General features: G+C 72.4%; 21 protein-coding genes. 5 read left to right on the top strand and 16 right to left on the bottom strand.

Annotation, left to right across the window (positions count from 1 at the left end; translation table 11 throughout):
* Positions 1-6 precede the first annotated feature (6 nt).
* On the top strand, positions 7-1,413 hold the full coding sequence (locus ABZ815_RS09290) for an MFS transporter (protein ID WP_357695747.1): 1,407 nt from the start codon (positions 7-9) through the stop codon (positions 1,411-1,413).
* Here the strand turns inward: ABZ815_RS09290 and ABZ815_RS09285 are convergent.
* Positions 1,403-2,632, bottom strand: coding sequence for a cytochrome P450 (locus ABZ815_RS09285; protein ID WP_357695745.1), 1,230 nt, complete (start codon positions 2,630-2,632; stop codon positions 1,403-1,405). The genes ABZ815_RS09290 and ABZ815_RS09285 overlap by 11 nt on opposite strands.
* Positions 2,633-2,756: 124 nt before the next feature.
* Between ABZ815_RS09285 and ABZ815_RS09280 the strand changes: the two genes are divergently transcribed.
* Complete coding sequence (locus tag ABZ815_RS09280; protein WP_357695743.1) at positions 2,757-4,151, top strand: FG-GAP and VCBS repeat-containing protein; 1,395 nt, start codon at positions 2,757-2,759, stop codon at positions 4,149-4,151.
* Here ABZ815_RS09280 and ABZ815_RS09275 read toward each other — a convergent pair.
* The 6 genes from ABZ815_RS09275 to ABZ815_RS09250 are packed head-to-tail and all read right to left on the bottom strand — an operon-like array spanning position 4,136 to position 9,978.
* Positions 4,136-5,632, bottom strand: a complete 1,497-nt coding sequence (locus tag ABZ815_RS09275) for a HAMP domain-containing sensor histidine kinase (RefSeq protein ID WP_357695741.1) — start codon at positions 5,630-5,632, stop codon at positions 4,136-4,138. The genes ABZ815_RS09280 and ABZ815_RS09275 overlap by 16 nt on opposite strands.
* A complete protein-coding gene (locus ABZ815_RS09270) occupies positions 5,629-6,321 on the bottom strand; it encodes a response regulator transcription factor (protein ID WP_357695739.1) in 693 nt (230 codons plus the stop codon). Before ABZ815_RS09270 ends, ABZ815_RS09275 begins: the two co-directional genes overlap by 4 nt.
* Positions 6,318-6,866 (bottom strand): hypothetical protein, encoded by a 549-nt coding sequence (locus tag ABZ815_RS09265; protein WP_357695738.1) that lies wholly within the window; start codon positions 6,864-6,866, stop codon positions 6,318-6,320. The genes ABZ815_RS09270 and ABZ815_RS09265 overlap by 4 nt, the downstream gene beginning before the upstream one ends.
* A gap of 10 nt (positions 6,867-6,876) precedes the next feature.
* Positions 6,877-8,136, bottom strand: a complete 1,260-nt coding sequence (locus tag ABZ815_RS09260; RefSeq protein ID WP_357695737.1) for an ABC transporter permease — start codon at positions 8,134-8,136, stop codon at positions 6,877-6,879.
* On the bottom strand, positions 8,123-8,878 hold the full coding sequence (locus ABZ815_RS09255) for an ABC transporter ATP-binding protein (protein ID WP_357695736.1): 756 nt from the start codon (positions 8,876-8,878) through the stop codon (positions 8,123-8,125). The genes ABZ815_RS09260 and ABZ815_RS09255 overlap by 14 nt, the downstream gene beginning before the upstream one ends.
* Positions 8,875-9,978: a biotin/lipoyl-binding protein gene (locus ABZ815_RS09250; RefSeq protein ID WP_357695734.1), complete on the bottom strand. Its 1,104-nt coding sequence runs from the start codon at positions 9,976-9,978 to the stop codon at positions 8,875-8,877. The genes ABZ815_RS09255 and ABZ815_RS09250 overlap by 4 nt, the downstream gene beginning before the upstream one ends.
* A gap of 176 nt (positions 9,979-10,154) precedes the next feature.
* Here ABZ815_RS09250 and ABZ815_RS09245 point away from each other — a divergent pair, with 176 nt between their 5' ends.
* On the top strand, positions 10,155-11,891 hold the full coding sequence (locus ABZ815_RS09245) for an efflux RND transporter periplasmic adaptor subunit (RefSeq protein WP_357695732.1): 1,737 nt from the start codon (positions 10,155-10,157) through the stop codon (positions 11,889-11,891).
* A gap of 89 nt (positions 11,892-11,980) precedes the next feature.
* Here ABZ815_RS09245 and ABZ815_RS09240 read toward each other — a convergent pair whose 3' ends face one another.
* From ABZ815_RS09240 to ABZ815_RS09230, 3 genes are all read right to left on the bottom strand, one after another.
* Positions 11,981-13,537 carry an alkaline phosphatase D family protein gene (locus ABZ815_RS09240; RefSeq protein WP_357695730.1) on the bottom strand — a complete coding sequence of 519 codons (1,557 nt, stop codon included), beginning with the start codon at positions 13,535-13,537 and terminating at the stop codon, positions 11,981-11,983.
* Positions 13,538-13,622: 85 nt separating this feature from the next.
* A complete protein-coding gene (locus ABZ815_RS09235) occupies positions 13,623-14,213 on the bottom strand; it encodes an HAD family phosphatase (protein WP_357695728.1) in 591 nt (196 codons plus the stop codon).
* Positions 14,210-15,031 carry a hypothetical protein gene (locus ABZ815_RS09230; RefSeq protein WP_357695726.1) on the bottom strand — a complete coding sequence of 274 codons (822 nt, stop codon included), beginning with the start codon at positions 15,029-15,031 and terminating at the stop codon, positions 14,210-14,212. Before ABZ815_RS09230 ends, ABZ815_RS09235 begins: the two co-directional genes overlap by 4 nt.
* 159 nt (positions 15,032-15,190) lie before the next feature.
* Between ABZ815_RS09230 and ABZ815_RS09225 the strand changes: the two genes are divergently transcribed.
* Complete coding sequence (locus tag ABZ815_RS09225; protein ID WP_357695724.1) at positions 15,191-15,457, top strand: helix-turn-helix transcriptional regulator; 267 nt, start codon at positions 15,191-15,193, stop codon at positions 15,455-15,457.
* A 19-nt stretch (positions 15,458-15,476) separates the two neighbouring features.
* Here ABZ815_RS09225 and ABZ815_RS09220 read toward each other — a convergent pair whose 3' ends face one another.
* The gene (locus ABZ815_RS09220) at positions 15,477-16,256 is read right to left on the bottom strand and encodes a hypothetical protein (RefSeq protein WP_357695722.1); all 780 of its coding nucleotides are present in this window, start codon (positions 16,254-16,256) and stop codon (positions 15,477-15,479) included.
* Positions 16,257-16,401: 145 nt separating this feature from the next.
* On the opposite strand from ABZ815_RS09220, the gene arfB reads away from it, so the two are divergent.
* Positions 16,402-16,812 (top strand): alternative ribosome rescue aminoacyl-tRNA hydrolase ArfB, encoded by a 411-nt coding sequence (arfB, locus tag ABZ815_RS09215; RefSeq protein ID WP_357695720.1) that lies wholly within the window; start codon positions 16,402-16,404, stop codon positions 16,810-16,812.
* Between the two features lie 12 nt (positions 16,813-16,824).
* On the opposite strand, the gene ABZ815_RS09210 is transcribed toward arfB, so the two are convergent.
* From ABZ815_RS09210 to ABZ815_RS09190, 5 genes are all read right to left on the bottom strand, one after another.
* Complete coding sequence (locus ABZ815_RS09210) at positions 16,825-17,358, bottom strand: NAD(P)H-dependent oxidoreductase (RefSeq protein WP_357695718.1); 534 nt, start codon at positions 17,356-17,358, stop codon at positions 16,825-16,827.
* A gap of 95 nt (positions 17,359-17,453) precedes the next feature.
* A complete protein-coding gene (locus tag ABZ815_RS09205) occupies positions 17,454-19,421 on the bottom strand; it encodes an AarF/UbiB family protein (protein WP_357695716.1) in 1,968 nt (655 codons plus the stop codon).
* A 66-nt stretch (positions 19,422-19,487) separates the two neighbouring features.
* The gene (locus ABZ815_RS09200) at positions 19,488-20,417 is read right to left on the bottom strand and encodes an acyl-ACP desaturase (protein WP_357695714.1); all 930 of its coding nucleotides are present in this window, start codon (positions 20,415-20,417) and stop codon (positions 19,488-19,490) included.
* 79 nt (positions 20,418-20,496) lie between these two features.
* Positions 20,497-20,685: a hypothetical protein gene (locus tag ABZ815_RS09195; RefSeq protein ID WP_357695712.1), complete on the bottom strand. Its 189-nt coding sequence runs from the start codon at positions 20,683-20,685 to the stop codon at positions 20,497-20,499.
* Positions 20,686-20,852: 167 nt separating this feature from the next.
* Positions 20,853-21,593: an HAD-IIA family hydrolase gene (locus ABZ815_RS09190; protein WP_357696073.1), complete on the bottom strand. Its 741-nt coding sequence runs from the start codon at positions 21,591-21,593 to the stop codon at positions 20,853-20,855.
* Positions 21,594-21,671: the final 78 nt, after the last annotated feature.

Below are 21,671 nucleotides of genomic sequence, written 5' to 3'. Positions count from 1 at the left end.
TGTCAGATGGGACAGAACGGGCACATCCAGGTCAGGTCGGCGCGGGGGCGGTGGATCCTCGGCGCGACCGTGCTCGGCTCCGGGCTGGCCCTGCTCGACAGCACCGTCGTCAACGTCGCGCTGCCGTTCCTCGGCAAGGAGCTGCACGCGGCCATGGACGGCCTGCAATGGACCGTCAACGCCTACACCCTCACCCTGGCGGGCCTGATCCTGCTGGGCGGCTCGCTGGGTGACCGCTACGGGCGGCGCAAGATCTTCCTCATCGGCACGGTGTGGTTCGCCGTGGCCTCGGCGTTGTGCGGCCTGTCGCCGAACATCGAGTTCCTGGTGGGGGCCCGGGCGTTGCAGGGCGTCGGCGGCGCGCTGCTCACCCCGGGGTCGCTGGCCATCATCCAGGCGTCGTTCGTCAAGCAGGACCGGCCGCGGGCCGTCGGCGTCTGGTCCGGGCTGGGCGGCGTGGCCAGCGCGATCGGGCCGCTGCTCGGCGGCTGGCTGGTGCAGACGGCGGGCTGGCGGTGGGCGTTCCTGATCAACCTGCCGTTCGCGCTGGTCGTGGTGCTGGTGACGCTGCGCCACGTGCCGGAGAGCCGCGACGAGGAGGCGGGCGGGCGCTTCGACGTCCTGGGGTCGCTGCTGGCGGCGCTGGCGCTGGCCGGGATCACGTACGGGCTGATCGAGAAGGGCGCGCCGGTGCCGCTGATCGCGGGGGTGCTGCTCGGGGCGGCGTTCGTGGTGACCGAGCGGCGCCGGTCGCCCCAGGCGCTGGTGCCGGTCGCCATCTTCAGGAACCACGTCTTCACGGCGGTCAACGTCGTCACGCTGATCATGTACGCCGCCATGGGCGTGGTGTTCTTCCTGCTGGTGATCCAGCTCCAGGTGGTGTCCGGGTTCTCGCCGATCGCGGCGGGGCTGGCGATGTTGCCGACCACGATCCTCATGATGCTGCTGTCGTCGCGGGCCGGGGAGACGGCCCGGCGGTTCGGGCCGCGCTGGCCGATGACGATCGGCATCCTGCTGGCGGGGGCCGGGTTCGTGCTGATGAGCATGATCGGCCCGCACGCCTCCTACCCGCTGCTGGTGTTGCCCGCGGTGACCGTCTTCGGGCTCGGCCTGTCGGCGGCGGTCGCGCCGCTGACGGCGACGGTGCTGGCCACGGCCGACGAGCGCTACGCCGGCACGGCCAGCGGCGTCAACAACGCGGTGGCCCGCACCGGGAGCCTGCTGGCGGTGGCCGCCGTGCCGCCGCTGGTCGGCCTGGTGGGCGACGCGTTCCAGAACCCGCCGGTGTTCAACGCCGGGTTCCGGACGGCCATGCTGATCAGTGGCGGCATGATGGCGGTCGCCGCGGCCATCACCTTCTTCACCATCAGGACGAACGTGCTGGCCGGAGAGCCCGAGGCCGTCAGTACGTGAACGCCTGACCGCGCACGCTGTTGTCGAAGTTCGACAGCAGCAGGTCGGGCTCGCCGACCGAGCGGATGCCGGGCAGCCTGGTCAGCAGCTCCCTGAACATCGTGCGCATCTCCTGCCTGGCCAGGTTGGCGCCGAGGCAGAAGTGCGGGCCCGGCCCGCCGAACCCGACGTGGGGCTTGGTGTCGCGGGTGATGTCGAAGGTGTCGGGGTCGGGGAAGACCGACTCGTCGCGGTTGGCCGAGCCGTAGAACAGCACGACCTTGTCGCCCTGCTTCAGCTCCAGCCCGCGCAGCGTGTAGTCCTCGGTGACGGTGCGGCGGAACTGCATGATGGGCGAGACATAGCGGACCATCTCCTCGATGGCGCCGTTGATGTGGGCGTCGAAGTCGGAGGTCAGCAGCTCGCGCTGGGCCGGGTTCTCGGTCAGCAGCCGGATGCCGTGGGCCATCGTGTTGCGGGCGGTCTCGTTGCCCGCCACCAGCAGCAGCGAGAAGAACGAGCCGAGCTCCTTGTCGGTCAGCTTCTCGCCGTCGGGGTTGGCGTTGACCAGCAGCGAGACCAGGTCGCCCTTGGGCTCGGCGACGCGCTCGTGGCCGAGCTTGATGACCATGCGCTGCAGGGCCAGCAGGGCCAGCATGTTCTGGCCGGCCATCTGGACGCTGCGGGCCAGGCTGGGACGCACGCCGGTGTAGGCGGTGGAGACGTCGACGTGCTGGTGGACCTTGGCGCGCAGCTCCTGCGGGATGTCGAGCATGTCGCAGATGACGTGGATGGGGAGCTTGGCGGCCACCTGCGTGACGAAGTCGCGCGGGCCGTCGGCGACGACGTCGTCGACGATGCGGGCGCAGGCGGCCTCGATGTCGCTCTGGAGCCCGGCCAGCATCTTCGGGCTGAACGAGCGCGTCACGATGCGGCGCAGGCGGGCGTGGCGGGGGTCGTCCATGTTGACCATGGACTCGCCGAACACCTGCTTGACCCAGCCGGGCGGCTCGGGGTTGGTCACCGCGGGCTCGCTGGAGAAGATCTTGGCGTTGCGGCTGGCCTCGACCACGTCGGCGTGCCGGACGAGGGCGTAGAAGCCCTTGCCGGAGCGGAGGAGGGGCACCTTCTTCTCCGGGAAGAACACCGGGTGCTCCAGTTGCCGGAGCCGGGCGAATGCCTCATTCCGCTCTTTAAGCGGTTTGCGCCAGAAGTCCAGATCAGCGAGGTCGATGTCCACCCGTCTATCCTGGCACGCTCCCACCCCCGGCCGGACGGGCCGAAAGTCCCTTCCGAAGCGGATGTGCATCGTGCCCTCCTGGCCCGTTCTCGTGGCGTTAAGTCCGGGTTCGACCACAACGGAGATGACTGTCCGTATGAACGCGTTGCTCGCCGCCTGCCTGGTCGTCCCCCTCGTCTCCGGCACCGGCCCCGCCGCCGCCCGCGCGTGCGGCGGGCACCCCCTCGACTTCGACGGCGACGGCCGCGCCGACATCGCCGTCGCCGCCCCCTACGACGACTCCAGGGCCGGTTCGGTCACCGTCATGTACGGCTCGGGCCGGACCGTCAAGCTCACCCAGCCCGGCGCGGAACCCGGGGACGCCTTCGGCTCGGCGCTGGCCGTCGGCGACTTCAACGGCGACCGCTGCGCCGACCTGGCGGTCGGGGTGTCGGAGGAGTTCGACGGGGCGCGGGTGCCCGGCGCGGACGGCAACGGCGTCGTGCAGATCTTCGACGGCTCCCCCGGCGGCCTGGTCGCCGGCGAGGAGCTGGCGCCGGCCGGGCGGGGCAGCGACCGGTTCGGCGCGGCGCTGGCGGCCGGCGACTTCGACGGCGACGGCCACGACGAGCTGGCCGTGGGCTCCCCCAGCCACTCCTCGGGCGGCGCGGTCACCGTCTACTGGACGAAGGGGCGCGGGACGTACCGGGTCACCCAGCAGACGTCGTGGGTGCGGCAGACGGCGAACGTCACCGACCAGTGGGGGGCGGCGCTGGCGGCCGGCGACTTCGACGGCGACGGCCGCGACGAGCTGGCCGTCGGCGCGCCCGCCGACAGCGTGCGCCTGGACGGCCAGGGCTCGGTGACCGTGCTCGACCCGCGCGCCCGCCGGGCCCGGCTGCTCACGCAGAGCTCGCCCGGCATCGCCGGCGCCGCGGAGAAGTGGGACGCCTTCGGCGCGGCCCTGGCCACCGGCGACTTCGACGGCGACGGCCGCGACGACCTGGCGATCGGTGTCCCCGGCGAGGGCCTCAGCGCGAACCAGCGGGCCATGGACTACGGCGACGGCACCGTGGACGTCCTGTACGGCTCGCGCGCCGGCCTGCGCACCCACGGGAGCGAGGCGTGGTCGCAACGCTCGCTGAAGGGCGAGCCGCGCTACTACGACCGGTTCGGCGCGGCGCTGGCCGCCGGGGACTTCACCGGCGACGGCAGGGACGAGCTGGCCGTCGGCGTGCCGGGCGAGCACGCCGTCCAAGTGCTCCAGGGGCGCGCGTCGGGCGGCCTGACCCGGGTGGGGAACCTGCTGATCAAGGGTAAGGGCCGCGACTTCGGCGCCTCGCTGGCCACGCTCCCCGGCGGGCGCGGCGGCCGCTTCCGCGCGCTGACCGCCGGACGCCCCCTGGACGGGCTGCTGGTCGCCGCCCCCGACCAGGGCCTGGTCATGTACGCCCCTGGCGTCCGCGAGCCCGGCCTGCGCCTGGGCCCGCTGCGCCAGGTCTCCCAGGGCGCCGGCCTGTACGGCTACGCCTTCGGCTGACCCCCGGACCCCGCGGCGGCCCGCCCCGGCGGCGGCTCGGACGGCAGGAGCACGCGGAACAGGGCGCCCTTGCCCGGCTCCCCCTCCGCCATGACGACGCCGCCGTGCGCCTCCACCAGCGTCGCCGCGATCGACAGCCCCAGCCCGGCCCCGCCCACCCCGCGCGCCGGGTCGGCCCGGTAGAACCGCTCGAACACCCGCTCGGCCACCTCAGGCGGGAACCCCGGCCCCTCGTCGGCCACCTCCACCACGGCCCGCTCACCGTCCACGCCGACGCGCACCTCGAACGGCGTCCCCGGCGGCGTGTGCTGCAACGCGTTGCTCACCAGGTTCCCGAGCACCTGGCCGAGCCGCGACTCGTCGCCGGTCACCAGCACCTCGCCCTCGCCGCCGTCCAGGCGGACCAGCTCGATCCGCCGGTCCGGGGCGAGCGTCTGGGCGTCGATCACCGCGGTCGCGGCCAGGCTGAGCAGGTCCACCGGCCGCCGGGCCAGCTCCCGCCGCTGGTCCAGCCTGGCCAGCAGCAGCATGTCCTCCACCAGCAGCCCCATGCGCGCGGCCTGTCCCTCGATCCTGCTCAGCAGCCGCACGGCCTCGGCCAGGTCCTTCTCCTGGCCCAGCCGGAACAGCTCGGCGAACCCCCTGATCGAGGTCAGCGGCGTGCGCAGCTCGTGCGAGGCGTCGGCCATGAACCGGCGCATGACCTCCTCCGAACGCCGCGCCGCCGTGGCCGACTCGCGCGCCGACTCCGCCGCCGCCTCCCGCTCGCGCACCGCCGCCTCGATCTGGGCCAGCATGCCGTTGAGCGAACGGCCGAGCTTGCCGACCTCGGTGGTGCTCGCCCACATCGGCACCCGGCGCGACAGGTCGCCGCCCGCGATGTCCCTGGCGGTGCTGCCGATCTCGCGCAGCGGGCGCAGGCTCCGCCGGACCAGCCAGTAGCAGGCGACGCCGAGCACGACCAGCGTGCCGCCGCCGGCGAAGGCCACGATGAGGGCGAGCCGGCGTACCGTGCCCTCGACGTCGCCGAGGCTGATGGCGATGATCCGGCTGCCGCCGTCGCGGCCGGGCACGGCGACCACCCGCCAGTCCGGCCCGCCGGGCGCCGTCGACTCGACGGTGAACGGCCGCCCGCCGCGCGCGGCGACGTCCGCGCCGGTCAGCCGGGGCAGCCTGGGCGTGTGCTCCTCGGTGGACTCGCTCATCACCCGTACGGTGGCGCCGCCCGCGTCCACCAGCACCGAGTGGAACAGCCCGAAGAAGCGCTGCGGCTGCCGTCCGACCGGCCAGGCCTCGGGCGGCGGCGGCATGTCGCGCGGCGCGCCGGCCGCCACCAGTTGCCGGTCCACCCGCTCGACCAGGTACCCGCGCAGCAGTCGCACGGCGAACAGGCCGGTCAGCGTGATGGCGAGGGTGACCAGCAGCAGCGTGGCCGAGACCAGGCGCAGCCAGAGCGGGGCGCGGGCGAGGTGCTTCCTCATATGCGGGGCGGACGCAGGATGTAGCCGACCCCGCGCAGCGTGTGCAGGTACTTGCGGTCGCCGTTGTCGATCTTGCGGCGCAGGTAGGACACGTACGACTCGACCAGGCCCACGTCGGTACGCCAGTCGCCGTTCCAGACGTGGTCGAGGATCTGCGTCTTGGACAGCACCCGGCCCACGTTCAGCATGAAGTACCGCAGCAGCCGGAACTCCGTCGGCGACAGCCGCACCGGGACGCCGTCGCGCCAGACCTCGTGGCTCTCCTCGTCCAGTTCCAGGTCGGCGACGCTCAGCCGGTTGGGCGGCGGCGCGCCCCTGCGGGTCCTGCGCAGCACGGCCCGGATCCGGGCGATGACCTCCTCCAGGCTGAACGGCTTGGTCACGTAGTCCTCGCCGAGGCCGAGGCCCGCGATCCGGTCCTCCGGCGTGTCCTTGGCGGTGACGAACAGCACCGGGACCCGGCGGCCGCGGGACCGCAGCCTTCCCGCGACCGCCAGGCCGTCGATGTCGGGCAGCATCACGTCGAGCATCACCAGATCGGGCGTGCTCTCCTCGGCCACCCGCAGCGCCTCCCGCCCGTCGGCGGCGGTCAGCACCTCGAACCCGGCCATGCGCAGGCTGGCCGAGAACAGCTCCCTGATGTTGGGTTCGTCGTCGACCACCAGCAGCCTGGCCTCGGGTCCGCTCATCGCGGGCCCCCTCCCTGCGTGCCCTGCGTGATCGTGGTCGCGGTGACCGAGCCGTCGCCGGACTGCTGGCCGCGCACCACGATCGTGGTGCCGGCGGCCAGGTCGGCGACCTTGCCGGGCTTGGAGATCTGGACCGTGGTCTGGTCGCTGGTGGTGACCGTCACCGTGGAGCCGTCCATGGTCTTGACGTAGAGCTTGTCGCCGTCGACCTTCTCGACGGTGCCGATCGTGCCGCCGCCCATGCGCTGCCCGAAGCCGCCGTTCTGGCCGCCGCCCGGCTGTCCTCCGCCGGGCTGGCCGCCGTAGCCGCGCTGGCCGTAGCCGCCGCCGGGGAACTGGCCGTTCTGACGTTGGAGCTGCGCGGCGGCCGGCGTCCCGGTGGACGTGCCGAACAGCTTGCCCGCCTGGATCCCGATGAGGACGCCCGCCACCAGCAGGACCCCGGCGGCCAGCCCGAGCGTCAGCTTCGAGACGCCCTTGCGCGGCTGGACGGCGAGCTCCTCCCCCAGGTCGTCGGGGAAGGGCGAGGAGTCGAGCCTGTCCATGTCATTCTCCTTACTCATGCCGCAGGGCCTGGATCGGCCGGAGCTTGGCCGCCCTGTTGGCGGGATAACTGCCGAAGAACAGCCCGATCCCCACCGACACGCCCAGCGCCAGCGCGACGGACGAGGGCACGAGGACCGGTTCGATGCCGGCCACGGTGAACCTGGTGCCGAGGAAGGCCACCAGCACCCCCAGCAGCCCGCCGACCAGGCTGAGCAGCGTGGCCTCCATCAGGAACTGGCCGAGGATCGCGCCGCGCGGCGCGCCGATCGCCTTGCGGATGCCGATCTCGCGGGTCCGCTCGGTCACGGTGACCAGCATGATGTTGGTGATGCCGATGCCGCCCACCAGCAGCGAGATCGCCGCCACGGCCCCGAGCAGCACGGTGAACGTGCCGGTCGCCTCGCTCACCGTCTCCTGCAGCGTGGCCTGGTTGAGTATGCGGTAGTCGGCGTCGCCGTCGGTGATGCCGTGCCGCTGGTTGAGGATGGCGGTCACCTCCGACTGCGCCGCCGTGGTGGCCTCCGCGCCGGTGGCCTGCACGACGATCGAGCCGAGCGAGCCGAACCCGCTCAGGCTCTGCTGCACGGCCGGCAGCGGCGCGACGGCCACGTCGTCGGCGTCCTGCATGCCGGTGGAGCCGCTCTCCTTGAGCACCCCCACCACCGTGAACGGCACCCCGGACACGCTGACCTGCCGGCCGATCGGGTCCACCGTGCCGAACAGCTCCTCCACCACCGTCTGCCCGAGCACCACGACCTTCCTGGCGGCCAGCACGTCGTCGTTGAAGAAGTACGTGCCCTTGGCCACCGGCTTGTTCATGGCCTCGAAGTAGCTGGGGTAGGTGCCGACGAACTGCGCGATCGTGTGGCTGGCGGCGCCGTACGCGGCGGTGGAGGAGGCGGCGTCGACCACCGGCGAGACGGACCTGACCGACGGCGCGAGCGTCCGGTCGGTCAGCGCCTTGGCGTCGGCCAGGCTGAGCTGCCTGGCCTGGGTGCGCGGCCCGGTGTTGCCGCCGCCACCGCCCGGCCCGCGCCCGCCGAAGCCCCCTCCGCCGCCCCCGCCGGAGAAGGACGGGGAGATCGTCAGCGTGTTGGCGCCGAGGCGCTGGATGTTCTTCTGGATGCTCTGCGAGGAGCCCTCGCCGACCGCCACCAGCAGGATGACCGCGGCGACGCCGATGAGGATGCCCAGCGTGGTCAGGGCGCTGCGCATCTTGTTGGCCAGCAGGCCGCGCAGCGCGAAGCGGAGGATCTCAAGCTGGTTCACTGGCCGCCGTCCTCGGGGGCTGTCCGTCGACCGGCGCCTGGCGGCGGTCCTCCACGATCTCGCCGTCCACCAGCCGGATCACCCGTTTGGCGTGCGCGGCCACGTCGTCCTCGTGGGTGATGAGCACGATCGTGCGTCCCGACTGGCTGAGCCGGTCGAGGATCTGCAGCACGTCGCGGGTGGAGGCGGTGTCCAGGTTGCCGGTGGGCTCGTCGGCGAGCAGCAGCGCGGGCGCGGTGACCAGCGCCCTGGCCACGGCCACGCGCTGCTGCTGGCCGCCGGAGAGCTGGTTCGGCTCGTGCCGCACCCGGTCGGTCAGCCCGACCTGCTCCAGCGCGGCCAGGGCACGGGAGCGCCGCTCGGCCGGGGCGACGCCGCCGTACACGAGCGGCAGCTCGACGTTGGCCAGCGCGCTCATGCGCGGGATCAGGTTGAAGGACTGGAAGACGAACCCCACCCTGCGGTTGCGCAGGATCGCGAGCTGGTGCTCGGCCAGCCGCCCCACGTCCGAGCCGTCGATCTGGTACGTGCCCGAGGTGGGCACGTCGAGGCAGCCGAGGATGTTCATCAGGGTGGACTTGCCGGAGCCGGAGGCGCCCATGATGGCGAGGTAGTCGCCGCGCTCGACGTCCAGGCTGATGCCGCGCAGGGCGCGCACCTTGGCGTCGCCCTCGCCGTACTCCTTGACGAGGTCCTTCACCCGCAGGACGGGCGCCGCCGTCGCGGTGGCCGGGGCCGTCATCGCCCGCCTCCCGGCATGCCGCCGCCGGGGAACCCGCCGCCGAACCCGCCGCGCTGGTTGGTGCCGCTCTGCGTGCCGGTCGCCGGAGGCACGAGCTGGTCGCCCTCCGACACCCCCGACCTGATCTCGGTGAGCGCCGTGCCCTGGACGCCGACCTCGACCGCGGTTCTGACCTGGCGGCCGTTCCTGAGCAGGGTGACCGTGGTCTGACCGCCGCTGGTGGAGACCGCGGTGGAGGGGACGGTGACGACGTCGTCCGCCTGGCCGACGACCACCTCGACGGTGGCGGTCTGGCCCAGCCTGACCTGGGACGGCACCTTGGTGAAGGTGACCGTGACCGGGTACTGGACGACGTTGTTGCTGGTGGTGGCGACCGGCTGGATCTGTGTGACCTTGCCGTCCGCGGTCACCCCCGGCAGGGCGTCGAAGGTGACGGTGGCCTTCTGGCTCTGCTTGAGCTTGCCGACGTCGGACTCGGTGAAGGTGCCCACGAGCTGGAGGCGTCCGGTGTCGGCCAGGTCGACGAACCCGCCCGTCCCCGTGCCGCCGCTCTGGGACTGGCCCTGCGACTGGCTCTGGCCGCTCGTACTCCCACTCCCGCTTCCGCTTCCGCCCGAGCCGGAGGCGGTGCCTCCGACGGATCCGTTCACCGCCGTGACCGTGCCCTTGAACGGCGCCCGCAGGACGGTGGCCGCGACCGTGCGCTCGGCCTCGCGGTAGGCGTTGCGCGCCTTGACGTAGGAGGCGTACAGGGCGGCCGTGCCGGTGCCCTCGTCGATCGCGCTCTGGTACGTGGCCTTGGCCGCCGACAGGCTCTCCTGGGCCGCGGAGTCGTCGAGCCTGGCCAGGATGTCGCCCTTGTCGACCTTGTCCCCGGCCTTGACGTAGATCCGCTCGACCGTGCCGCTCGTGCCGAACGACAGGGCCCTGGTCTTGGAACTGGCCACCGCGCCCGACGCGGACACCGACGCGGTCACCGAGCCGCGGCTCGCGCTCACCGTGCGCACGACCGTCTCGCCCGCCGCACGGTCCGTGCCGAGCTGGACGTAGGCGAGCGCGGCACCGCCCAGCAGGAGCACGCCCAGTGCTCCGTTGGTCATCAGCGCTCTGCGCGTTGTCGACACCTTCACAGCCGGTGACCCTTGCACACCAGCCTGCGCCGCAGCCGTGACGGAGCTGAACGTTCGCTGACAACCTGGGCCCGCGCCGGGCCACACAGGGAACTCTCAGGCTGCTCGCAGGCTGCCGTGAACCTGGTCGGCCAGGATGGGCGGTCATGAGACCGACTTTCGCGCTGGGCGGGCTCGCCCTGGCCGTGCTCGTCGCCGGGTCGGGCCTGGCGCTGGCACTCCGCGACGACGCCCCTCCCGCCGTGCGGGTACGGCTCGCCGCCGCTCAGCGGGGCCAGGTCACGGCCCTGGTCAGCGCCGCCGGCAACACCGTGGACGGGGCCCGCCGGGACCTGGCGTTCGGCTCGTCCGGCCCGCTGACCAAGGTGTACGTCAAGGTCGGGGCCAAGGTGTCCAAGGGGCAGGTGCTGGCCAGGATCGACGGGCGGGCGGCGCGGGAGGCGTACGCGGCCGCCAAGGCCGACCTGGCCGCCGCCCAGGAAGCCCTCGACACGTCCACCGCCACCGGCACCACGTCCACCCCGTCCACCCCGTCCCCCCGCACCGCCGTCACCCCCGGCTCACCGAACCCGGCCGCCACCGGCACCCCCGGGACCCCTGGGTCGCCGAACTCCGCCGCCTGCCCCACCCCGTCGGCCTCCCAGAAGCCCACCCCGAGCAGCGGAAGCTTCAAGGGCGAGGGCGTCCTCGGCCCGACCACCCCTCCCAGCACCCCGGCCACCCCCACCAGCCCCGGCGAGGCCACTGCTCACAACACCGCCGCGACCCCCACCCCCGGCGGGCCTCCCGCCAACACCAGGACCCCCACCACGTCCCCCACCCCCGGCAGGACGCCGACGCCCACCCCCACCGAGAACACCCCCGAGCCCCATCCCACGGCGACGGTCACCGTGACCGCCACGGTGACCGCCACGGTGACCGCCACGGTGACCGCCACCGTGACCGTGACGGCGACCCCGCCCGGCGACGGCCCCCCAGGAGGCGGCCACACCTCCTCCCCCGGCACGCCGTCCACCCCCACACCCCCCGCCACGACCACCCAGACCCCGTCCCAGAGCGCCAGGCCCACGGCGAAGGCCACCCCCAGGACGTCCTCCCCCCGCCCCACCGGCTCCTGCTCCCCCGGCACGACCTCCCGGGCCACGACCTCCCGGAGCACCACCGCCCGAACCACCACCACCGGTACGAACCCCGGCACCGGCACGAACGCGGGCACCGGCGCCAAGGGCGGGATCACCGAGGACCAGGCCGCCGCGAACGTGGACCGCGCCGAAGCCGCCCTGGAGCAGGCCGCCGACGCCGTACGCGCGACCCGCATCGTGGCCCCCGCCTCGGGCACCGTCCTGTCGGTGGCGGGCGCGGTCGGCGACACGGCCGGCACGGGCGCCTTCATCAGCCTCGGCAACCTGAACGAACTCCAGGTCCAGGCCATGGTCACCGAATCGGACGTCAACCGCCTCAAACTCGGCCAGAAGGCCACCGTCACCCTGGCCACCCGCCCCGGCGAGCACCACAGCGGGACGGTCACCGCCATCGCCCCGACCGCCACCGTCGAGGACCGGCTCGTCCGCTACTCCGTCACCCTGGCCTTCGACGAGCCGCCCACGGGCCTCATGCTCGGCCAGACCGCCACGGTCTCGGTGACGACGGCCGAGACCAAGGACGCGATCTACGTCCCGGCCGCCGCCGTCCGCAGCCGTTCCGACGGCGCCCAGGTCGTCACCGTACGCTCGGGCGGGCAGGACGCCGCGAAGGTCGTCGCCACCGGCGTCCGCGGCGACCAGTACGTCGAGATCACCTCAGGTCTCGACGAGCGCGACCAGGTCGTCATGTCCGGCACCGCCACCGGCGAGTTCCCCGACGCCACCTGGCCGGGCGCCTGAGCGACCATCCGGCACCGGCGGTTCCCAGCCGATCCCCAGCCCGCTCCCAGCAAACCTTCAGCCGCCCCCCACGAAGCCCCCGCCGTCCCTCAGCCGTGGCGCGGCACGCGACGGACGGCGGCCCGCCCCGCCGCCGAGCGGGCCGGTTCGGCCGGGACGGTGAGCCGGTGCGCGGTGCGGGCCTGCGCGCCGCGGCGGGAGATGTGGTCGAGCGTGCGGAAGTCCACCGACAGCTCGTCCCGGGTCAGCCGGGCCATGAGGTATCCCCGCCGCTGGTCGATGAAGGAGATGTGCGGGTTCTCCTGGAGGGCCTCGGCGATCCACGTCCGGTCCCGGTAGCCGTCGCCGTCGCTGGCGATCGACGACGTCACCAGTTCCCTCGCCACCACCGGCGAGTCCGGGTCGTCGAAGTCGGCCTTGAGGTCGGCCAGGTGGTGCATGTGGGCGTCCCCGGTCAGCACGACGGGGTTGGAGGTGGTGGACAGCGACCCGAGCAGGCGGGTGCGCTCGGCGGCGTAGCCGTCCCAGGAGTCGAGGTTCACCTCGTGGCCGGGCCCGATCTTGTAGTCGCGCTGGGCCATCAGGATCTGCTGCCCCAGCAGGTTCCACCGGGTTCCGGACCCGCTCAGCCCCTCCTCCAGCCACCGCCACTGGGCCGAGCCGAGCAGCGTGCGCCGGTCGGACAGCCGTTCGTCACAACCGGCCCGCACCCCGTCCAGGCAGGCCTGGTCGTCGCGGAACTGGCGGGTGTCCAGCAGGTGGAAGCGGGCCAGCGTCCCCCAGGAGACGCGCCGGTTGATGCGCAGCACGGCTCCCTGGAGGCTGGCCCGGCGCAGCGGCATGTTCTCGTAGTACGCGCGGAAGGCGTCGGCGCGGCGGCGGGCGAAGCCGGGCGCGCCGGTGCTGGAGACGGGGCCGGCCCAGTTGTTCTCCACCTCGTGGTCGTCGAAGGCCACCAGCCAGGGCGCGACCGCGTGGGCGGCCTGGAGGTCGTGGTCGCTCTTGTACTGGGCGTGCCGCAGCCGGTAGTCGGCGAGCGTGGCGCACTTGCCCGGCGTGTGCGTGCGCACCCGTCCGGCCAGGGCGGTGTAGCCGCTGGGGCCGTACTCGTACATGTAGTCGCCGAGGAAGACGACCAGGTCGGGCTCCTGCTCGGCCAGGCGGCGGTAGGCGGTGTAGTAGCCGTGCTCGTAGTGCGCGCAGGCGGCCACGGCGAAGGTGAGCGGGCTCTCCCCGGCGGGCGTCGTCCTGGTGCGGGCGGCGGGCGAGAGCCGGCCCTGGCTCCTGAACCGGTAGAAGTAGTCGCGGCCGGGCTCCAGGCCCTCCAGCTCGACGTGCACGCTGTGGGCGTCGCGCGGCCGGGCGGTCGCGGTGCCCGACCGCACGACCGTGGAGAAGCGCTCGTCGGTGGCGACCTGCCAGTCGACCTCCACGTCGCGCGTGGGCATGCCGCCGCGGCCGTCGCCGCTCAGCGGGTCGACGGCCAGCCGGGTCCACAGGACGAAGCCGTCGGCGGAGGGGTCGCCGGAGGCCACGCCGAGGGTGAACGGGTCGGACTTGAGTGTCGTGGCGGAGGCGGGCGGGGTGACGGCGCCGGGCGCGAGGAGGCCGGCCGCCGCCGCTGTCAGGAACGTTCTGCGGTCCACGCTCCAGGTATGTCCGCCCGCGCTGACCCCGTCGTGACAGGCGAGTCAAGCGTGGGTGAACAGCGGCGGTCGTCCCGGCGGGCGGTCAGCGGGGCAGCTCGCGCAGGGACTTGCGGAGCGCGGCGGCGCCGGTGAACAGCACGCCGGTCATGCCCGCGCGCTCGGCGCCCTCGACGTTCTCTGCGCGGTCGTCGACGAAGACGATCTCGGACGGGTCGGCGGCCAGCTCGCGGGCGACCTCGTCGAAGATCTCCCGGTCGGGTTTCACCAGGCCCATCCTGCCGCTGTAGAAGCGGTGGCCGATGGCGGCGATCCAGGGCAGCTCGTCCAGGCCGTCGGCCATGCAGACGGGCATGTTCGACAGCAACGCCACGCCGCCGCCCGCGTCGAGGATCTCCCCGAGGACGGCGACCGTGCCCTCGTCGGGGTAGGCCCAGCTCGCGACGTCCATGGCCACCAGGCGGGCGACCTCGGACGGGGTGGCGGCCCGGCCCAGCACGGCCGACCAGTAGGCGACGGGGCTCAGGCTCGCCCGGTCGAACTCCAGGCGGTGCTCCCAGTAGCCGCGTGCGAACCCTTCCGGCTCGGCCCCGACGGCCCGCGCCATGGCCTCGTTGTCGGACTCGGACTGGGGAAGGGACAGGACGCTGCCGTAGTCGAACACAATCCACGTCATGCAAGGAATGGTCGCAGATGCGGGTCGAGCGCCGGGCAACCCAGGTACTTCTCGGCCGTGTGGAAGTCGATCCAGTCCAGGTTGACCAGCTCTTCGACGTCCACGCCGGTGAAACTGGCGCGCAGCGCGGGCGGGATGGCGGCGATGTCGTCCTTGTCGGCGATGTTCACCCAGCGGGCGACGTTCTTCGGGCGCTCGCCGAGGCCGTTGACGGGGGCGGGCAGGAGGCGCTCGAAGACGACGTTGCGCATGCCGAGCGGGCTGCCGAGCGTCAGGAGCAGGTCCACGGGCAGGTCGGGGTTGGCCCACAGGGCCTCGTACGCCACGACGCTGCCGAGCGAGTGGGCGATCACCACCCTGGGCCGGTTCCTGCGGATGGCGTCGGCCACGGCCCGCCGGCACCGCTCGCGCCTCTCCTGGTCGGTGAGGTAGACCGCGACCTCGGGCGCGAACAGCTTGGCGAACGCCGCGGACCTGGTGTCGAGCCTGCCGAGCAGCCACCCGGTGAACGACTTGAGCGCGCCGGTGACGTGCTCGCCGAGCCCGAGGTCCTTGGCCCATTCGACGAGCACCTGCTGCGTGGCGGCCTCCACCCGCGCGGCCGCCTGCGGGGAGCTCTCCCCCGGTTTGGGGTCGCGCAGGAGGTGGGAGAAGTAGGCGACCTCGCTGAAGTAGGCGCCGGTCCCGCCGCCGAGCGCCGCGTGCAGGTAGCGGTCCCATTTGAGGCGCATGGCCTCGGCGGCCCCGGCGGCCGACCCGCCGGCCTCCAGGAAATAGTTGTACTTGCCGATCCCGTGCACGCCCACGATGGCCGTCACAGCGCCTCCCCCACCCCTGACCGCTCGATCTTCCGCGGATATTGGCATACGCCGCTCGTCCACGCGCGTCAAGAGCGGTCGGGGTTTAGGCTTGCCTAAAGGTTTAGGTAGAGCTAAAGTGGAGTCACGAGGACGGACAGCGTCGAGAGCGAGACCGAGATGGCCTTCCGCCGGAACTCCCGCGACGAGGTGGGCGGTCTCGCCCAGGAGGTCGTCGACGAGATCACCTGGTACATGCGGGAGCACAAGATCACCCGGGCCGATCTCGCCGCGTCGCTGGGCGTCTCGCCCGGCCGGGTGAGCCAGATACTCTCCGGCGACGAGAACCTCACGTTGCGCACGCTCGGCGCGGTCGTCGACGCGCTCGGCGCCCGCCTGGAGCTCACGCTCGGCGACGCCGAAGGCTCCCCCACGGCACTCACCTGAGCCGGTTCAGCGCGCCCGTTCAGCGTGCTCGCATGATGTGCTCGCCGGCGCGGGCCCGTGACGGCGGCACGTACCCCGGCAGGGAGCGGTAGCCGGCCCGGTAGGCCGCGGCCAGCAGGCGCAGCACGTCGTTCTCGGCGTCGTGCCGCAGCACGCCGTGCAGGCGGTTGAGGTTGCCGAGATAGCGCTCGTACCTGGGGGTCTTGGTGTGGCGGGAGAGGGTGAGCGCGGTGGCCACCTTCGAGCGGGCGGCGCCGTCCTCGATCAGGGCGGCCACGTCCAGCCTGCGCTCGACGGCGTCCAGCCGGGCGTGCACCCGTTCGCGCCGCCGGTCGTCGGCCGACAGGCGGTCGCGCATGCGCTCGTGGTAGCGCGCCGCGGCCAGGCTCAGCTCGTAGACGTTCCAGGACGGGTCCACCCGCTTCTCGCACCAGACGCGCTCGTCCTCGGCCATCGCCTGGTCGAGCCGGGCCAGCAGCGACACCAGCCAGAACGTGGCCGCCTCCCGGGCCAGCGAGCGCCGCTCGTCCTGCCTGGCCCGCATCTGGCTGAGCCACAGGCCGCTCGGCGCGACCGCGCCCAGGACGGTGGCGAGGGAGTCGTTCAGCAGCGCGTGCCCGGCCAGCGCGACGGTGGCCGACAGGCCGCCGGTGAGCAGGCTGATGGCGACCGCGAGCCGCCGCCCGGCGGGCCCGAACGGCCGCCCCTTCCCCTGGCACCGCAACAGCAGGAAGACGACGGCGGAGACCACCGCGAGTCCAACGGTGAGCGCCGCCTGGGCGACCCACTTCGGGTCCATGGAATTAGCCCCTCCCGCGGAATGTTCTCTCCATATTCGCAGTGAGGGCAAACATTGAAAATGCCGTTGCGTACGGTATACGTCGCTCATATACGGTGACAATGACCTCGACAAGGCGCATCCACCTGGAACAGGAGCCCCACCCATGCCCGGCCCGCTGATCGTCAACGACTCGATCGTCATCCCCGACGCCGAGCTCGTCTGGCGTTTCTCCCGTTCCTCAGGTCCGGGCGGCCAGGGTGTCAACACCACCGACAGCCGTGTGGAGCTGGTCTTCGACGTGGCCGCGAGCACCGCGATCCCGCCCGCGCTCAAGGCCCGCGCGCTCGACCGCCTGGGCGCCGGCACGATCACCGTCGTGGCCTCGGAGTACCGTTCCCAGCTGCGCAACAGGGAGGCCGCCGGTCACCGGCTGGCCCAGCGCCTCAGGGAGGCCGTCGCGCCGCCGCCCAAGCGCCGCCGTCCGACCAAGCCCAGCCGCGGCTCCGTCGAACGCCGCATCGCGGGCAAGAAGCTCCGTTCCGACGTCAAGCGCCTGCGCCGCGACCCGCACTGAACCCGCGCGGGCTCAGAGGGAGAACGCCGGCTCCCTGACGCCCGCCGGGCAGAGCTGCCCGATCACCGCGCGCACCTGGCCGCGCAGCACGGGGTCGGTGAGGTGGCCGTCGTCGTCGAAGTGCGGGCAGGCCGGCGAGATGACCAGCTCGGCGCCCATCACGACCGCGTCCGCGCCCTGGAGCCGCTTGTAGAGCTCCGCCTGCGCCCACATCGCGCCGCACGCCCGCGCGCTCGCGCTCATCACCGCCACGTGCTTGCCGGACAGCACGTCCCCGGCCGACAACCACTCCAGCGTGTACGTCAGCTCCATCGGCAGCAGGCTGTGCTCGGGAGCCGTCAGCAGCACCGCGTCGGCCCCGGCGACCAGGCCGAGCAGTTCCCTGGCCGCCACCGGCACCTTGCCCGGCTGGTACGGCGGGACGTCGCCCATCCCCGTCCAGATCTCGAACCGGACGCCCTCCGGCAGTTCGCCGCCCGCTGCGTCCAGCAATCTGTTGATGAATGACCCCGCGTGGAGACTGGCGGCGATCCCGATGATTTTCACCTATGCTCCCCAGGCGTTCCGGTGTCACCTGGAAACTTCCCGATGCCTGGGATGTCCAAGACCAGCTCAAGGTCAAAAGCGGCTCTGTCTTCGGCTCAGCGCCGGTGACGCTCCTGGTCAGGCGGGCGCCGGAAGATCAACGCGAGCACCCGCAGCACCATGATCGCCGCGATCACCAGCAGGTTGTAGCCGAGGAGCTGGTACAGGCTCGTGGTGCCGATCACGACGGGGCCGCCCTCGATGCCGAGCAGCAGCACCGCCATGAGCCCGGCCGTGGCGCCGAGCACGGTGAGCAGCACCTGGTGGACCAGCCCGGTGACGTAGCGGCGATCGCGGTCGTCGGCCAGCAGCCGGACGTTCAGGCTGAACCTGCCGTGCTCGGCGGCGCTGGCGATGCGCTCGACCCGGCGGGGCAGGCGGCGCAACATCGGCAGCAGCGCGGCCAGCTCCTGCCCGACGGCCTCCTTGACCGACTCGGGCCCGGCCCGCTCGGCCAGGTAACGGCCGGCGAACGCGCGGGCCTCGCCGATCAGGTTGAAGCCGGGCGACAGGCGCACGAGCGTGCCCTCCAGCGTGGCCAGGGCGCGGAAGACGGCGGCCACCTCGGGCGGGATGGACAGCCCGTACTCCGAGACGATCCTGAACAGGTCGGTGAACATCTGCGCGCTGTCCATGCCGGGCCCGAGGTGCCGGGCCATGAACTGGCCGAGCGCCCTCTCCAGCGCGGCCTCGTCGATCTCCTCCGGCCGCGGCACCACCTCCAGCAGCGCGTCGGTGACGCCGAGCGGGTCCTGCCGGTTCATCGCGAGCAGGAAACGTTGCAGGGCCGAGCGGACGGAGGCGTCCAGGCGGCCGACCGAGCCGAAGTCGAGCAGGCCGAGCGTGCCGTCGTCGAGCAGCATGAGGTTGCCGGGGTGGGGGTCGGCGTGGAAGACGCCCTCGACGAGGATCTGCCTGAGCAGGCAGTCGAGCAGGTCGCGGGCCAGCGCGGGGCCCAGCTCGGGGGCGGCGGCGGTGACCGGGCCGCCTGACAGGCGCCGCATGACCAGCACCTGTTCGGTGCAGAGCGCGGGGAACGGCTCGGGGTAGGTGACGCCGCCGCTGCCGGAGGCGGCCACGGCGGCCATGTTGGCGGCCTCGACGCGGAAGTCCAGCTCCTCGCGGATGGCGGTGGCGAACCCCTCGGCCAGGTCGCGCAGCCCCAGCGAACGCCCCCACCGCGTCCTGGACTCCAGCGTGGCGGCCAGCCGGCGGACGATGTCGAGGTCCTGGGCCACCACGCGCTCGATGCCCGGCCTGCGGACCTTGACCACGACGCTCTCGCCGGTGTGCAGGCGCGCGGTGTGGGCCTGGCCGATGGAGGCGGCGGCCAGCGGCGTACGGTCGAAGGCGGCGAACACCTCCTCGACCGGCCCGCCCAGCTCGGCGGCGAGCACCGGCTCGATCCGCTCCCACGGCGCGGGGGCGACGTGGTCCTGAAGGCGGCCCAGCTCGTCGATGAATTCGGCCGGCAGCAGGTCGCGCCGGGTGGACAGGACCTGGCCGAGCTTGACGAAGGTGACGCCGCCGTCGTCGAGTGCCTGGCGCAGCGACCTGGCCAGGCGCACCTTGCCCGACCTGTCGTCCAGGCTGTCGCCGCGGCCCCGCAGGTAGGGGCCGAGGCCGTGCCGGAACGCGATCCTGGTGATCTGCGAGTAGCGCCTGGCCCGGCGGATCCGTCCGCGCAGCGAGCGCAGCACCTCCAGCGGCCCCGGCACCGAGCCGGGCGGCACCAGCGCCTCGGCGAGCACCAGGATCACCATCGGGATGAGCACCATGCACATGGCGACCAGGAGCAGCATCCCGAGCGCGCCCGCGTCGGGCGTGGTCTGCGGGTCGACCGGCCCGAACGAGGCGATCACCGGCGTCAGCATCGGCTGGGCCAGGCCCCAGGCCACCATCGCGGCCAGAAAGGTGCGTAACGCGCCGAACCTGACCCCGAGCAGGCGTTGGGCCGCCGTCGCCAGCAGCAGGATCATCACCAGGATGGCGAGCGAGACGAACAGCGTGCCCAGGAGCTCCATGAGGAGGGATCATGCCACGCCGCGTGGGTGGCGGCGGCGCGCCGGCCCCGGTGCCGGCCCCTGGCGTCAGCCCTTGGCGGCGGCGCGGGCGCGGCGCTCGTCGCGGCGCTCGACGAAGCGGGCCGCGGTCACCTCGGTCTTGGCCAGGAACGCCGACAGCTCCTCGCGGGCCTGCTCGCCCTCGGCGTCGAGCCCGGTCTTGTCGAAGACCGCCCACTGCCGCAGCACGGGCATGAGCACGTCGTCGAGGTGCAGGCGCAGGTCGTAGATGCCCTCATTGGCGATGATCATGGCCTTGCGGGCGAAGCCCTCCATGCCCGTGCCGGGCATCTGGAAGGTGGTGACGACCTCGGTCACCGCGCGCATGGTCTGGTTGGGGTCGAGCTCGAAGGCCGCCTTGAGCAGGTTGCGGTAGAAGAGCATGTGCAGGTTCTCGTCGGCGGCGATGCGGGCGAGCAGGCGCTCGCAGCCCTCGTCGCCGGAGGCCCTGCCGGTGTTGCGGTGGGAGATGCGGGTGGCCAGCTCCTGGAAGGAGACGTAGGCGAGCTGCTGGAGCATGGTGCCGTACGCGGTGGTGAAGCCCTGCTCCATGTGGTGCATGCGGGCCCGCTCCAGCGCGACCGGGTCGACCGCCCGGGTGACGGTGAGGTAGTCGCGCAGAGCGGTGCCGTGGCGGTCCTCCTCGGCGGTCCAGCGGTGCACCCAGGTGCCCCACGCGCCGTCGCGGCCGAACGTGGTGGCGATCTCGTGGTGGTAGCTGGGCAGGTTGTCCTCGGTGAGCAGGTTGACGATGAGCGAGATGCGGGCGGCCTCGGGGATCTTCGAGTCGCCCTCCTCCCACGCCTTGCCGCCGTAGATGCCGTCGAAGTCGCGTCCTTCGCTCCACGGGATGTACTCGTGCGGGAACCACTCCTTGGCCATGGAGTTGTGGCGATCGAGCTCCACGCCGACAACAGGCTCAAGCTCGTGCAGCAGTTCCGTCTGAGACATCGCCATAAAGATCTTCTCCTTCAGGTTACGGGACCGTAGGTTAGGCTACCCGAAGGACATGTGATGCGGTGTCTACCTGGTTGTCCTAAATGCCAACGCGTTGCAACAAGCGGTCCAGCTTGATGTTCAGATCGAGGATCTCCGAGCGCAGCGAGTTGAACTCCTCGGCCATCGCCGTCCGGACGAACCTGAGCTCCTCGGTCACCTCGATGCGCAGTGTCGCCAACTCCTGCGCGGCCTGCGCGTCCTTCTCCCCGGGCTCGTCACGCCACATCGCTGCCTCCCCGAAATCGGTAAGTCACCTTCCGCTACCAAGGATCTCAGCCGGACGGGCACCGCGTCGCCGGACGGCGAACGCCGGGAGTGGTTTTCTTCTCCCGCGCCGCGATCCTTCGCGCCCCGGGAGAAGAGTTGTCACCCTGCTCGCGCTCCCCGCCGGGCTCAGATCAGGTCGACGAGGTCGGCGACCGACTCCACGACCAGGGACGGACGGTAGGGGAAGCGGTCGATCTGGTCGCGCTGGGTGACGCCGGTCAGCACCAGGATCGTGAACAGCCCCGCCTCCATGCCGGAGACGATGTCGGTGTCCATCCGGTCGCCGATCATGGCGGTGGTCTCGCTGTGGCCCTCGATGGCGTTGAGCGCGCTGCGCATCATGCGGGGGTTGGGCTTGCCCACGAAGTAGGGCTCGACGCCGGTCGCCTTGGTGATCATCGCGGCCACCGCGCCGCAGGCCGGCAGTGAGCCCTCGGTGGAGGGGCCGATCGGGTCGGGGTTGGTGGCGATGAAGCGGGCGCCGGCCTCGATGAGGCGGATCGCGCGGGTGATCTGGGTGAAGCTGTAGGTGCGGGTCTCGCCGAGCACGACGTAGTCGGGGTCGAGGTCGGTCAGGACGTAGCCGACCTCGTGCAGGGCCGTGGTCAGGCCGGCCTCGCCCATCACGTACGCCGAGCCGCCGGGGCGCTGGTCGTCGAGGAACTGGGCGGTGGCCAGGGCGGAGGTCCAGATGGACTCGGCGGGCACGTCGAGCCCGGCGCCGGCCAGCCGTACGGACAGGTCGCGCTGGGTGTAGATGGAGTTGTTGGTCAGGACCCGGAATTTCTTGTCGGACTCCTTGAGCCGTTTGATGAATTCGTCCGCACCGGGGATCGGCCGCCCCTCGTGGACGAGGACGCCGTCCATGTCGGACAACCAGGAGTCGATCCGCTTACGCTGAGTCACCCGTTCATGGTATCGAGCGAGCCTTGTCGACTTCTCGCC

Origin of the sequence: Nonomuraea sp. NPDC047529 (genome assembly GCF_040642995.1) — a bacterium.
Taxonomy (GTDB): Bacteria; Actinomycetota; Actinomycetes; order Streptosporangiales; family Streptosporangiaceae; genus Nonomuraea.
Note: the sequence above shows the minus strand (reverse complement) of the source record. Positions and strands in the feature narration are given on the sequence as shown.